The sequence below is a fragment of the Ruegeria sp. D3 genome, assembly GCF_056534465.1.
On the sequence record NZ_JBQFPK010000004.1, the window covers coordinates 74,558 to 87,880 of the forward strand.

Below are 13,323 nucleotides of genomic sequence, written 5' to 3' on the forward strand. Positions count from 1 at the left end.
ACATTTATTGTGACCGTGGCCGTGAAGCGGGTGAAATAGGCATTAAAACCTGTCTTTTCTAGCCCGAATTTCTGCAAATACCGCAGCGGGTTCAGCGCCCGACATCCCTAAATGCGCTTGAATCGCCGGATCAGCGGCGCGCAGAAACGGATTTGTGGCCTTTTCCAGCGCCAAACTTGACGGCACCGTAGGTTCGCCAGCGGCACGGACGCGGTCGATATCCGCCGCGCGGTCGCGCAGCGCGGCATTGTCTGGGTCGACGGTCAGAGCGAATTTGGCGTTGGATTGCGTATATTCGTGACCCGAACACACCAGAGTATCGTCGGGCAAAGCGGCCAGCTTGGATAATGAGTCCCACATCTGCGGGGCGGTTCCTTCAAACAGGCGACCACATCCCAAAGCCATCAAACTGTCGGCGGTAAATACAACGGCGCTTTGCGGCATATAGAATGCGATGTGTCCAACTGTATGGCCCGAGACATCCAGCACCTGAACCGGCTCTCCGCCCAGCTCAAACGTATCGCCATCGCTGACTTGTTGATCCAATGGCGGTAAGCGGTGCGCGTCCGCAGCGGCCCCTATGACTTTGGCGGGATGCTTTTCCAGAATGCCGGGCAACCCGTCCACATGGTCAAAGTGGTGATGCGTCAGTAACACGTGGCTGAGTGTCCAGCCGCGCTGGTCCAGCTGGGCCAGAATGGGGGCAGCCTCTGGCGCGTCGATCAATGCGGTGTTGCCGCTTGCGGCGTCATGCGCCAGAAAAGCGTAGTTATCGCTGAGACATGGGATGGTGACGATCTCAAGAGGCATGGTCTTTTGCCCTTTCGTTGCTAGACTGCGCCGAAGCTAAGCCGATTGACCGGGTGTCCGCAATGCATCTTGATGTGCAGGATCTTAGGAATTTCTACTACCGCAGCACATTGGGGCGTGCGGCGCAGGCGGCGATCCGGGGCCGGTTGATCGCGCAATGGCCCGAAGCCAAGGGCCAGACGGTCGCCGGGTTTGGCTTTGCCGTACCCTTGCTGCGCCCCTATCTGGCAGATGCTCGGCGGGTGATTGGGCTAATGCCCGGGCCGCAAGGCGTGATGCCATGGCCTGCGGGGATGCCCAATGTTTCGGTCTTGACGGAAGAGACGATGTGGCCGATTGAGACCGGGCACGTGGACAAGCTGGTGGTGATGCACGGGCTTGAGACCTCGCAGCGGCCAAGCGAGCTATTGAATGAATGCTGGCGGGTACTGGGCCCCGGAGGGCGCGCGTTCTTTATTGTGCCCAACCGCGCGGGGTTGTGGTCGCGGACGGACCGGACGCCGTTTGGCTTTGGACGCCCTTATTCAGCGACGCAGTTAGAAAACCAACTTCGGGCGCATCATTTTGAACCGGAAAGCCATTGTTCAGCATTGTATTTGCCGCCGTCATTCCGCCGATTTTGGCTCAAGTCGGGTAGTTTGATTGAAAAAACGGGTCAGCGGATTCCCACGGTCATGGCCGGAGGCGTCTTGATGGTCGAAGCAACTAAACACATCCGGCCTCCAAGCGGCAGCGTCACAAAGGATCCTGTTCGTCGGCCGATCAAGGCGTTGGACGGTTTGCTGAAGCCCGCCTAACTTTTGTCCACTTTTGGAACTCCGCCAAGCGAAGAAAATGCGGGAAAATGGTCACAGGAATCGCAAAAACCTACACTTTCGTAACATTTTTAGCCCCTTCCAACCGGACAAAAGGGTCGCACCCTGCGTAACCCCATGAAATCAAACATTTTGTGGATAAGCCTGCCCTCGTGATAATATGTTGCGAGCTGGGTTCGGCTCTGCTACATCCCCGGTGATTTTGATCCCCGACCGTATGGCCGGGGTTTCTTCACGCCCCCGGGGTAGCTGCCGCAACGCGAATTCGGGGCCTCAAATATCGGAAGGGTGGACGTGTCCGAACCAGCTTCGATTTCCACAGGCATTGCCGAGCGCTATGCCACTGCGATTTTCGAGATCGCGAAAGAGAATAAAGACCTCGCAGGTCTGGAGACCGGAATTAACGATCTGGCAGCAGCATTGGGCGACAGCGCCGAACTGCGTAACTTGATCGCTTCGCCTCTGGTTTCGCGCGCCGAACAGGAAGGTGCCATTACAGCAATCGCTGACAAGATGGGCCTGAACGCGATACTGCGTAATACGCTGGGTCTGATGGCGCAAAAACGCCGCCTGTTTGTCGTGCCGCAACTGGTGCAGGTTCTGCGCGACATGCTGGCCGAAGAGCGTGGCGAAGTGACCGCCGATGTCGCCTCGGCCAAGGCGCTGACCAAGACACAGATGGAAAAACTGTCCAAGACGCTGTCCGAGCGTGTGGGCAAGACCGTGACAATCAATGCGACCGTTGATGAAAGCCTCATCGGCGGTCTCGTCGTTAAAGTGGGCTCGAAGATGATCGATAGCTCGATCCGTTCGAAGCTGAACTCCCTACAGAATGCAATGAAAGAGGTCGGATAAATGGGAATCCAAGCTGCAGAGATTTCTGCAATCCTGAAGGACCAGATCAAGAACTTTGGTCAGGAAGCAGAAGTGGCCGAAATCGGCCGCGTGCTGAGCGTCGGTGACGGGATTGCCCGTGTATACGGCCTGGACAATGTGCAAGCCGGTGAGATGGTCGAATTCCCCGGTGGCATCATGGGCATGGCCCTGAACTTGGAAAGCGACAACGTCGGTGTCGTTATCTTCGGTTCTGACCGTGACATCAAAGAAGGTGACACCGTCAAGCGCACCAACTCGATCGTGGACGTTCCGATCGGTGACGAACTTCTGGGCCGTGTTGTTGACGGTCTGGGCAATCCGCTGGACGGCAAAGGCCCCATCAACGCTTCCAAGCGTGGCGTTGCAGACGTCAAAGCCCCTGGCATCATCCCGCGTAAATCGGTGCACGAGCCGATGGCAACCGGCCTGAAATCGGTTGACGCGATGATCCCGATCGGCCGTGGTCAGCGTGAGCTGATCATTGGTGACCGTCAGACCGGTAAAACCGCCGTTGCTCTGGACACCATCCTGAACCAGAAAGTCTACAACGACGCAGCAGGCGACGACGAGTCGAAGAAACTGTACTGCATCTACGTGGCTGTTGGGCAGAAGCGTTCGACCGTTGCACAGCTGGTGAAGAAGCTGGAAGAATCCGGCGCGATTGAATACTCGATCGTTGTGGCCGCAACCGCGTCTGACCCGGCGCCGATGCAGTTCCTGGCGCCGTACTCGGCGACCGCGATGGCCGAATACTTCCGCGACAACGGCCGCCACGCGCTGATTATCTATGATGACCTGTCGAAACAGGCTGTGTCCTATCGTCAGATGTCCCTGCTGCTGCGTCGTCCGCCCGGACGTGAAGCCTATCCTGGTGACGTTTTCTACCTCCACTCCCGTCTGCTGGAGCGTTCGGCGAAGCTGAACGAAGATTTCGGCGCAGGCTCGCTGACCGCTCTGCCGGTTATTGAAACCCAAGGTGGCGACGTTTCGGCGTTTATTCCGACCAACGTGATCTCGATCACCGATGGTCAGATCTTCCTGGAAACCGAACTGTTCTACCAGGGCATCCGTCCTGCTGTGAACACCGGTCTGTCGGTTTCGCGTGTGGGCTCCTCGGCTCAGACCAACGCGATGAAATCGGTTGCTGGTCCGGTTAAACTGGAACTGGCTCAGTACCGCGAAATGGCTGCGTTTGCGCAGTTTGGTTCGGACCTCGACGCCGCAACCCAGCAGCTGCTGAACCGTGGTGCGCGTCTGACCGAGCTGATGAAACAGCCGCAGTACTCGCCGCTGACCAACGCGGAAATCGTCTGCGTCATCTTCGCGGGCACCAACGGTTACCTCGATAAGATCGACGTCTCGGACGTCGGCCGCTATGAGGCCGGTCTGCTGGCGCACCTGCGCGGCAAGCACGCCGACCTGCTGAAATGGCTGACAGACGAAGATCCCAAGATCAAAGGTGACGCGTCCGATAAGATCAAGGCAGCGATCGACGAATACGCCGCGACCTTCGCGTAACGGGGGGTTCCGATGCCTAGTCTGAAGGACCTTAAAAACAGGATCGAGTCGGTCAAGTCGACCCGCAAGATCACCAAGGCCATGCAGATGGTCGCGGCTGCAAAACTGCGCCGCGCCCAGGAATCTGCCGAAGCCTCGCGCCCTTATGCCGAGCGGTTCAATGCCGTGATGGCGGGGCTGGCGGCTTCGGTCGGGGGCAGCGACAGCGCCCCCAAGCTGCTCCGTGGTACGGGCAGCGATGATGTCCATCTGCTGGTTGTGATGACAGCTGAACGCGGCCTGTGTGGCGGCTTCAACTCGAACATCGCCAAGCTGGCCCGCCAAAAGGCGGAAGAGCTGCGCGGCAAAGGCAAGACGGTCAAGGTTCTGACCGTTGGCAAGAAAGGCCGCGACGCGCTCAAGCGCGATTTGGGCGATCTGTTCGTTGGACATGTCGACCTGAGCGAGGTCAAGCGCATTGGCTATGCCAACGCGCAGGACATCGCCAAGGACATCCTGTCCCGCTTTGACGGGGCTGAGTTCGATGTTGCCACGATCTTCTACTCGAAGTTCGTCAACGTCGTGACCCAGATCCCGACGGCACAGCAAATCATCCCCGCATCGTTCGAGGACGAAGCGGCAGGTGACGACAGCGGTGCCATCTTCGACTACGAGCCCAGCGAAGAGGCCATTCTGGCCGACCTGCTGCCCAAGGGGGTTGCCACCGCGATCTTCTCGGCTCTGCTCGAAAACGGAGCGTCTGAACAGGGTGCACGGATGTCCGCAATGGACAACGCGACACGCAACGCGGGCGAAATGATCGACAAGCTGACGATCCAGTTCAACCGCTCGCGTCAGGCCGTGATCACCAACGAGCTGATTGAAATTATTTCCGGCGCCGAAGCGCTGTAGAGACATACCGGAGACGAAACATGGCGAATGCAAAAGGCAAAGTCACACAGATCATCGGGGCCGTCGTCGACGTCCAGTTCGATGACGCACTGCCTGAAATTCTGAACGCGCTGGAAACCACCAACAACGGCAAGCGCCTGGTGTTGGAAGTTGCTCAGCACCTGGGCGAAAACACCGTCCGCACCATTGCGATGGACGCGACCGAAGGTCTGGTCCGCGGCGAGGTTGTGACCGACACCGGCGCACCGATCTCGGTTCCGGTTGGCAACGCCACCCTGGGCCGCATCCTGAACGTGGTCGGCGAGCCGATCGACGAAAAAGGCCCGGTTGAAGCAACCGAGGCCCGCGCGATCCACCAGCCCGCGCCCGAGTTCGCGGAACAGTCGACCGAGTCGGAAATCCTTGTGACCGGCATCAAGGTTGTGGACCTGCTGGCCCCCTACGCCAAAGGCGGTAAGATCGGCCTGTTCGGCGGTGCTGGCGTTGGTAAAACCGTTCTGATCATGGAACTGATCAACAACATCGCAAAAGTGCACTCGGGCTTCTCGGTGTTCGCGGGCGTTGGTGAACGGACCCGTGAAGGCAACGACCTGTATCACGAAATGATCGAATCGAACGTCATCAAGCCCGACAACCTGTCGGAATCGCAGGTGGCCCTGGTCTACGGTCAGATGAACGAACCTCCGGGAGCGCGTGCGCGTGTTGCTCTGACCGGCCTGACACTGGCCGAGCAGTTCCGCGACCAGTCTGGTACCGACGTTCTGTTCTTCGTCGACAACATCTTCCGCTTTACGCAGGCGGGTTCCGAGGTTTCGGCTCTGCTGGGTCGTATTCCTTCGGCGGTGGGCTACCAGCCGACGCTGGCCACCGACATGGGCGCCCTGCAGGAACGCATCACCTCGACCAAGTCGGGCTCGATCACCTCGGTGCAGGCCATCTACGTTCCCGCGGACGACTTGACCGACCCCGCGCCGGCAACATCGTTTGCTCACTTGGACGCAACCACCGTTCTGAACCGTGCGATCTCGGAAAAGGGTATTTACCCTGCTGTTGACCCGCTCGACTCGTCCTCGCGTCTGTTGGACCCCGCGATTGTGGGTGAAGAGCACTACGCGGTTGCGACCGACGTTCAGCAGATCCTCCAGCGCTACAAGTCGCTGCAGGACATCATCGCCATCCTCGGCATGGACGAACTGTCGGAAGAAGACAAACTGACCGTGGCCCGTGCCCGTAAGATCGAACGCTTCATGTCGCAGCCGTTCGACGTTGCACAGGTCTTCACCGGCTCGCCGGGCGTTCAGGTTCCTCTGGACGTGACCATCGCGTCGTTCAAAGCTGTTGTCGCTGGCGAATACGATCACCTGCCCGAGGCGGCCTTCCTGATGGTTGGCGGCATCGATGAAGTGATCGCCAAAGCGGAAAAGATGGCCGCAGAAGCCGCCTAAGGAGTATCCCTGATGGCAAACACGATGCAATTCGACCTCGTCAGCCCCGAGCGGAGCCTAGCTTCGCTTGAGGCCACCGCGGTCCAGATTCCCGGCGCGGATGGGGACATGACGGCGATGCCCGATCATGCCCCCACCATCACGACGCTGCGCCCCGGTCTGCTGAAGGTTGAGGCACCTGCAGGAGCCAGCGAATACCTGGTCACCGGCGGGTTTGCCCAGATCAACGGCGACGGCCTGTCGGTTCTGGCTGAAAAGGCTATCCCGGTTGCCGAAGTGACCCGGTCACATCTGGACGACCTGATCGCGGAAGCCCGCGCCTCGCACGAGGCCGCAAAGTCTGGCGACGATCAGTCGATCGTAGACGATGCAGCCAAGCTGCTGGCCGACATGGAAGCGCTTGGAACGCATATGAGCCTGTAACGGCTTGTTGCAAATGGATCATTAGAAACGGCCCTGCGACAGTAGGGCCGTTTTTTTGTCGTGATTTCATCATGAAGCCGAATTAGATTTCGGGAATTGATAAAGAACAGACAATAAAATGAAGACGTTTCGAACCCATCCTATTGGTATCGACCAAGGCGAGACCGTGGTGTTTTCCGAATTTTCCAACGGCGGTGACATGTGGACCGGCAACGGTACGCGCGAGAGACGCTCGGCTGTGACGTTTCGCCAGCCGTTCCGATCTGCGCCGGTTGTTCAGATCGGTATATCCCTATGGGATGTGGACACAACCTCGGCGTTGCGGGCCGAAGTGAAGGCCGAAAACACTACGAACGAAGGATTCGACGCAGTGTTCCGCACTTGGTCAGACACGCGAATCGCACGGATTAGGGTGACGTGGACCGCGATCGGCGAGGTTGCGCATGAGGATGATTGGGACATCTCCTGATGCCCGTGTTCAAGAGTCAGTCAGTTGATGCTTCGATCATTCCGACGCGGGTCGCGTGACGGCCACCTTCGAACTCGGCACCAAGGAAAGCGGCGACAATGTCCAGCGCTTGCCCTTCACCGACGACACGCGCGCCGATGGACAGCATGTTGGCGTCATTGTGCTGACGGATCATCCGGGCCGAGAATGCGTCAGAACACACGCCACAGCGTATGCCGGGCACTTTGTTTGCCGCCATCATGATGCCCTGTCCGGTGCCACATAGAATAATGCCCAGCTGACAATCGCCGGATGCGACGGCTTCGGCTGCGGCTTTGCCGTGGATGGGATAGTGCGTGCTCTCGGGTGTCTTCGGCCCGATGTCCACGACCTCCCATCCGAGGTCAGCGACATGCTTGGCGACGGCCTGACGCAGATCGATGGCGGCATGGTCGCTGGAAAGAACAATACGTTTTGCGGCTGTCACGGGACGCTCCTGCCTGTTGGGATGGTGCGAAAAGGGTGGCCGCGCGCCACCCTTGTCAATCAGTCCATGTGGTACATGGATTCGTAGATCGGGGTCAGGGTCTTGTCCTCGAACAAGGACGATACCGAGGTGCCGTTCCAGATGTTCAGGATTGCCTGTGTAAAGATCGGCGCGGTCGGCACAATCCGGATATTCTTGGCTTTGGCGACCTCTTTGGTGGGTTGGATTGTGTCGGTCAGAACCAGAGACTTCATGACTGAGTTTGTCACACGTTCCACCGCTGGGCCGCTCATGACGCCGTGGGTGATATAGGAATGCACCTCTTTCGCGCCGTTATCAAGCAGCACTTGAGCCGCCTTACACAGAGTTCCGGCGGTATCGCACATGTCGTCCACGATTAGGCAGATCTTGTCTTTGACGTCGCCGATCACGGTCATCTCGGCCACTTCGCCCGCCTTTTCGCGGCGTTTGTCGACGATCGACAGCGGCGCCTCAATCCGTTTGGCCAACTCTCGGGCGCGGGCTACGCCGCCGACATCGGGAGAGACGACCATGATTTCGTCCATCTGGTCCTTGAACTGGTTTTTCACATCCAGCGCAAAGATCGGCGAGGCATAGAGGTTGTCCACCGGGATATCAAAGAACCCTTGAATCTGCGCGGCGTGCAGGTCCATGGTCAGAACCCGCTCGATCCCGGCCCCGGTCAGCATGTTGGCGACCAGCTTGGCGGAAATCGGCGTGCGCGCCTTGGTGCGTCGATCCTGACGGGCATAGCCGAAATAGGGGATCACGGCGGTGATCCGCTGCGCGGACGAACGGCGCAGTGCATCGGCGATGATCAGAAGCTCCATCAGGTTGTCGTTTGCCGGGTTCGAGGTCGGCTGGACGATGAACATATCCTCGCCGCGCACATTCTCGAACACTTCGACGAAAATCTCACCGTCGTTAAAGCGTTCGACGCGCGCATCGACGAGGCCCTGATCGACGCCGCGATACAGGCTCATGCGGCGGGCAATGGATTCGGCAAGCGGAAGATTGGCGTTCCCAGCGATCAGCTTGGGTTCGTGGAGTGTCGGCATCGGCTGAAGTCCCCGGGCAGCAATGGCAAATGTGACAGATTCGTGATGTTGACACCGCTTACCACGGCCTTACCGTCCAGCAAAGACAACGCAGCGGAGAAAGTGAACATGGCCACCATTGACTACTATTTTGCGACAATTTCGCCCTTCACCTACTTGGCCGGAACCCGGCTTGAAGAGGTCGCGGCAAAGCACGGCGCGACGATCAACTACAAGCCGCTGGATATCATGGCGCTGTTCGGACGCACCGGGGGAACTCCACCGAAGGACCGGCACATTTCGCGCATCGAATACCGGGCGCAGGAACTGCAGCGGCAAGCCAAGAATCTGGGGATGGAGTTCAACCTGAAACCTGCTCATTGGCCCACGAATATGGCACCGTCCTCTTACGCTGTGATCGCCGCCGCCAAGGACGGCTCGGGTGATGTCGGACAGCTGGTTCATTCCATTCTTCGCGCCTGCTGGGCCGAAGAAAAAGACGTCGCGCAGGACGAAGTGATCCGTGAATGCCTGTCTTCCGCAGGGTTCGATCCCTCTCTGGCCGATAGCGGCTTGCTGGTCGGGGCCGATACCTATGCCGCCAACCTTGAGGAGGCCGTAGACAAAGGCGCGTTTGGTGCGCCGTTCTATATTACCGAAGATGGTCAACGGTTCTGGGGACAGGATCGGCTAGAGGACCTGGACCGTCATCTGAGCGAGATGAAAGGGTGAAGGATTTGATGCCGTCGGTTCACGTCAGAACCTTAGGGCAGGGCGAGCGCAAAGTGCTGGCCCTGCATTGCACGATTGCTCACTCTGGGGCGTGGGCAGGGTTGGTGGGCGTGTTGGGGGATGACGCGACATTTGTCGCGCCCGATATGCCCTCACACGGTAAGAGCCCCGATTGGAACGAACAGGGCGATCTGTTCGATTTGTTGACCGAACTGACTGTTGAGCAATTGACAGAGCCGATGGATGTGATCGGTCATTCCTTTGGCGCGATGATCGCGCTGCGCCTGGCGATGGAACACCCTGATCTGGTCCGCAGTGCGGTTCTGATCGAGCCAGTATTCTTTGCCGTTGCCAAGCAGGACGCGCCTGATTTGCTGGCGCAGCATGACCATGAGGCGCAACCTTATGCAAAGGCTTTAGCTGACGGTGATATGGAACTGGCCGCGCGCCTTTTCAACAGGATGTGGAGCACCGATGACAGCCCTCGCTGGCCGGACCTACCCGAACGGACCCGTGCCGCAATGACCCGCGGTGTGCATCTTGTTCCTGCAGTTAAAGATGATTTGTTCGAGGATAAAAAGGGCTTGCTGGCCCCCGATATGATGAGCCGCGCAAATATGCCCATTCTGTTGGTCAACGGGTCACGTACACATCCCGCGATGCCCGCGATCTGTGAAGGGCTGCAACAACGTCTGCCCAATGCCTCGGGCTGTGTCATTGAAGGGGCAGGGCACATGGCCCCGATCACGCATGCTCGAGACATGGCGCGCGTGATACCGGATTTCTGGGATGGGCAGCCTTAGGAAGTGCTGACCTTACAGTAGTGCGACGAACTGGTCGATCTGTTCAGGGCTGATCGACCAGTCGCAGACCAAACGACAAGCAAGCGGCTCTGCGTCATCGGCCCCGTCCAGCTCTCCGCCCCACAGATGATAGACTGCACCCGCGTCGTGCAATTGCTTGTGCCGCGCGCGCGAGAATTCGGCGAAGATCATGTTTGCCTGCGGTTGATGCAGGAAAGAGGCCCCCTTGGCCCGCAGCCCGTCAGCCAGACGTGCGCAATTGTCATTGGCCTGACGCGCCATCTGCAACCACAGATCATCCTGCAGATAGGCGGCCATCTGAGCCGACAAGTACCGGTGTTTCGAAAACAGATGCGCGCCACGTTTCCGGCGCAGCTCGAATTCCCAGGCTTTGGTCTCGTCGAAAAAGACGACCGCCTCGACCCCCATCAGTCCGTTCTTTGTGCCGCCAAAGCTGACCGCATCAACACCCGATTTCCATGTCATCTCGGCCGGAGAACAGTTCAGCGCGACCAGCGCATTGGTGAACCGCGCACCGTCCAGATGCACTGGCAGGCCGTATTCCTTGGCAACACCGCACAGCGCCTGCAACTCTTCCAGCGAATAAACCGAACCTCGCTCGGTCACCTGCGTGATCGAGACTGGCCCGCGTTGCGGCCCATGTACGCCGCGTGTCTCTTCGGCCAAAATCGTTGCACGCAGCGCATCCGGGGTCATCTTGTCACCACCGGGCACCAGCGTCAGCTTGGCGCCGCTATAGAATTCCGGCGCGTTGCACTCGTCTTCGTGGATATGCGCAACGGGGGAACAAAACACGGTGTCCCACGGGTTCGCCAGAGTCGACAGAGCCAGCGAATTTGCCGCCGTCCCGGTCGCCACCAGATAGACAGCTGCCCCCGGCGCTTCAAAGATACCACGGATACGGTCGCGCACCTCGTTCATCAGCGTGTCGGCCCCGTAGGCCATCTGATAGCCCTCATTCGCGGCGCTCAACGCGGCCATCACTTGCGGGTGAACCGGCCCGGAATTGTCAGAGGCGAAATACATCAGTTGGGCTCCTCGATGATATAGTCTTCCCACTCTTCCATGGGGGTTTCGAACTCGGACACCGTGCGCCCCTGAACCGAGACCCCGGCGGCGTGTACGCTGTCGGGCGTACCAGATATCAAAGGGTGCCAGTCGTAAAGGGGTTTGCCCTCCCACAGCAGCCGATAGGCGCAGGTCTGGGGCAGCCAATAGGCGTGTTCGTCAATATTGCCGGGCGTCATCACGATGCATTCCGGCACGAATTGGTGGCGGATGTCGTATTGGGTGCAGCGGCAGGTCTCATCGTCCAGCAGACGGCAGGCAACGCAGGTCAGGGCAACCTCGCCCGTATCTTCGTCTTCCAGCTTATTGAGGCAGCATTTACCGCAGCCGTCGCACAGCGCCTCCCACTCACGCTGGTTCATCTTGGTCAGCGGTTTGCGTTCCCAGAACTGTTTGCCCAGCCCGTTGCGGTCAATCGGGTCGGTGGTCATAGCGCTGCCAGTAGCGCACGGGCCTTTTCGCAATCTGCATCCATCTGGGTGATCAGCCCGTCCAACCCGTCAAACGTCATCTCGGGGCGCAGGTATTCGACCAGACCAACCGAGAGCGTCGCGCCATAAAGATCGCCCGAGAAATCGAACAGGAACGTCTCGATATTGGGCACTTCGCCGTTGAACATCGGCCTCGTGCCCACCGAGGCCGCACCGTGATAGCTGCCCTGATGCGGGCCATCCAGCACATCAACCAGCACCGCATAGACGCCGAACTTCGGAGGGTGTAGCCCCTCGATCGACATGTTGGCGGTGGGATAACCCAGCTCGCGTCCGCGCTGTTCGCCGCCAATCACCTCGCCCTCGATCCGGTGCCAGTGGCCCAGCATCGCGGCGGCATCCCGTGGGCGACCTTCCGACAGCGCAGTACGGATCGCGGTCGAGGACACAACGTTTTCCGACCGCTCCATCAAGGGGGCGATGGTGACGCCAAAGCCCATCTGGGCCCCGAAGCGCACCAGATCATCGGCGGTGCCGCTGCGGCCTTTGCCGAAACAGAAATCGGCCCCGACCACCACATGCGACAGCCCCAGCCCGTCACAGATCACATTGCGTGCGAATTCTTCGGGCGTCAGCCCGGCCAGCGCCGCGTTGAAGGGCAATTCATAAAGCTTCTGCACTCCTAGTTTCTGCAACCGATGCGCGCGGGCATTGCCGCGCATCAGGCGAAAGGGCGGGCTGTCGGGCGCAAAATATTCGCGCGGGTGCGGCTCGAACGTCATCACACCCAGCGGCGCGTCGGGCGCGGCGTTACGTGCCAGCTCGATCACTGAACGGTGGCCGATATGAACGCCATCAAAGTTGCCGATGGCCACACTGGCACTACGGTCCTGAGGCTCGACAAACTGGAAATCCCGAATAATGCGCATAGCGCCTGCCTAGCGGGACTGCGAGGCAGGTTCAAGGGTTTGAGACGTCAGTCGAACTTGCGCGATGGTGCCAGCACCATGGCCTCGCCCATCAACACCTTTTTGCCGTCCACCGCACAGTGGCAATCCAGCTTGACCCGTCGCTTGGCAAAGTCGATGTCGATCACCTTGACCTCGGCGTAGACCATGTCACCGGGGCGAACGGGGGCCAGGAATTTCAGCGACTGCCCCATATAAACTGTGCCGTGGCCCGGCAGTTGTTCACCGATCACGGCCGAGATCAGGCCGGCCGTCAACATCCCGTGGGCAATGCGCCCCTCAAAGATTGTGTCGCGGGCATAGTCGTCATCTAGATGCACGGGATTACGGTCGGTCGAGACCTGCGCGAACATTTCGATATCCTCGTCCGTCACCACTTTGCGCAGGTGGCGGGTCATGCCCATTTCGATGTCTTCAATACAGATCGTGCCGCGCGGAAGATTGTCCAACATGTCACCCTCACTCGATTTCAGTGGGCAACAAAAAAACCAAAGTCACCCAAGTTGGGTAACTTTATTACTTCGCAACT

The 13,323-nt window shown here is 59.1% G+C and carries 16 protein-coding genes; 9 read left to right on the forward strand and 7 right to left on the reverse strand.

Going from position 1 to position 13,323, the window contains the following annotated elements; genetic code table 11:
- Window positions 1-42 precede the first annotated feature (42 nt).
- Window positions 43-810, reverse strand: coding sequence for a hydroxyacylglutathione hydrolase (gene gloB / locus ACR0DX_RS07225; protein WP_170352318.1), 768 nt, complete (start codon window positions 808-810; stop codon window positions 43-45).
- A 62-nt stretch (window positions 811-872) separates the two neighbouring features.
- Here gloB and ACR0DX_RS07230 point away from each other — a divergent pair, with 62 nt between their 5' ends.
- The 7 genes from ACR0DX_RS07230 (at window position 873) to ACR0DX_RS07260 (ending at window position 7,247) form a co-directional block, all read left to right on the forward strand.
- The gene (locus tag ACR0DX_RS07230) at window positions 873-1,607 is read left to right on the forward strand and encodes a methyltransferase domain-containing protein (protein ID WP_170352319.1); all 735 of its coding nucleotides are present in this window, start codon (window positions 873-875) and stop codon (window positions 1,605-1,607) included.
- Between the two features lie 312 nt (window positions 1,608-1,919).
- Complete coding sequence (locus ACR0DX_RS07235) at window positions 1,920-2,480, forward strand: F0F1 ATP synthase subunit delta (protein WP_170352320.1); 561 nt, start codon at window positions 1,920-1,922, stop codon at window positions 2,478-2,480.
- Window positions 2,481-4,019, forward strand: coding sequence for a F0F1 ATP synthase subunit alpha (gene atpA, locus ACR0DX_RS07240; RefSeq protein ID WP_170352321.1), 1,539 nt, complete (start codon window positions 2,481-2,483; stop codon window positions 4,017-4,019).
- Between the two features lie 12 nt (window positions 4,020-4,031).
- On the forward strand, window positions 4,032-4,910 hold the full coding sequence (locus tag ACR0DX_RS07245; protein ID WP_170352322.1) for a F0F1 ATP synthase subunit gamma: 879 nt from the start codon (window positions 4,032-4,034) through the stop codon (window positions 4,908-4,910).
- Between the two features lie 20 nt (window positions 4,911-4,930).
- On the forward strand, window positions 4,931-6,355 hold the full coding sequence (atpD, locus tag ACR0DX_RS07250) for a F0F1 ATP synthase subunit beta (RefSeq protein ID WP_170352323.1): 1,425 nt from the start codon (window positions 4,931-4,933) through the stop codon (window positions 6,353-6,355).
- Window positions 6,356-6,367: 12 nt separating this feature from the next.
- Window positions 6,368-6,778 (forward strand): F0F1 ATP synthase subunit epsilon, encoded by a 411-nt coding sequence (locus tag ACR0DX_RS07255; protein ID WP_170352324.1) that lies wholly within the window; start codon window positions 6,368-6,370, stop codon window positions 6,776-6,778.
- Window positions 6,779-6,896: 118 nt separating this feature from the next.
- Entirely contained in the window at window positions 6,897-7,247 is a 351-nt protein-coding gene (locus ACR0DX_RS07260) for an H-type lectin domain-containing protein (protein WP_170352325.1), read from the forward strand.
- Between the two features lie 16 nt (window positions 7,248-7,263).
- On the opposite strand, the gene rpiB is transcribed toward ACR0DX_RS07260, so the two are convergent.
- Together rpiB and ACR0DX_RS07270 are read right to left on the reverse strand one after the other, a co-directional pair.
- Window positions 7,264-7,713, reverse strand: coding sequence for a ribose 5-phosphate isomerase B (rpiB, locus tag ACR0DX_RS07265; protein ID WP_170352326.1), 450 nt, complete (start codon window positions 7,711-7,713; stop codon window positions 7,264-7,266).
- 59 nt (window positions 7,714-7,772) lie between these two features.
- Window positions 7,773-8,792: a ribose-phosphate pyrophosphokinase gene (locus ACR0DX_RS07270; RefSeq protein WP_170352327.1), complete on the reverse strand. Its 1,020-nt coding sequence runs from the start codon at window positions 8,790-8,792 to the stop codon at window positions 7,773-7,775.
- Window positions 8,793-8,900: 108 nt separating this feature from the next.
- Between ACR0DX_RS07270 and ACR0DX_RS07275 the strand changes: the two genes are divergently transcribed.
- Together ACR0DX_RS07275 and ACR0DX_RS07280 are read left to right on the forward strand one after the other, a co-directional pair.
- A complete protein-coding gene (locus ACR0DX_RS07275; protein ID WP_170353112.1) occupies window positions 8,901-9,503 on the forward strand; it encodes a 2-hydroxychromene-2-carboxylate isomerase in 603 nt (200 codons plus the stop codon).
- Between the two features lie 8 nt (window positions 9,504-9,511).
- Window positions 9,512-10,306, forward strand: a complete 795-nt coding sequence (locus ACR0DX_RS07280; RefSeq protein ID WP_170352328.1) for an alpha/beta fold hydrolase — start codon at window positions 9,512-9,514, stop codon at window positions 10,304-10,306.
- 12 nt (window positions 10,307-10,318) lie between these two features.
- On the opposite strand, the gene ACR0DX_RS07285 is transcribed toward ACR0DX_RS07280, so the two are convergent.
- The 4 genes from ACR0DX_RS07285 to ACR0DX_RS07300 are packed head-to-tail and all read right to left on the reverse strand — an operon-like array spanning window position 10,319 to window position 13,246.
- A complete protein-coding gene (locus tag ACR0DX_RS07285; protein WP_170352329.1) occupies window positions 10,319-11,353 on the reverse strand; it encodes a threonine aldolase family protein in 1,035 nt (344 codons plus the stop codon).
- Window positions 11,353-11,826 (reverse strand): YcgN family cysteine cluster protein, encoded by a 474-nt coding sequence (locus ACR0DX_RS07290; protein WP_170352330.1) that lies wholly within the window; start codon window positions 11,824-11,826, stop codon window positions 11,353-11,355. Before ACR0DX_RS07290 ends, ACR0DX_RS07285 begins: the two co-directional genes overlap by 1 nt.
- Window positions 11,823-12,755 carry a bifunctional riboflavin kinase/FAD synthetase gene (locus tag ACR0DX_RS07295; protein ID WP_170352331.1) on the reverse strand — a complete coding sequence of 311 codons (933 nt, stop codon included), beginning with the start codon at window positions 12,753-12,755 and terminating at the stop codon, window positions 11,823-11,825. The genes ACR0DX_RS07290 and ACR0DX_RS07295 overlap by 4 nt, the downstream gene beginning before the upstream one ends.
- 47 nt (window positions 12,756-12,802) lie before the next feature.
- Window positions 12,803-13,246 carry a MaoC family dehydratase gene (locus ACR0DX_RS07300; RefSeq protein WP_170352332.1) on the reverse strand — a complete coding sequence of 148 codons (444 nt, stop codon included), beginning with the start codon at window positions 13,244-13,246 and terminating at the stop codon, window positions 12,803-12,805.
- Between the last annotated feature and the right edge of the window lie 77 nt (window positions 13,247-13,323).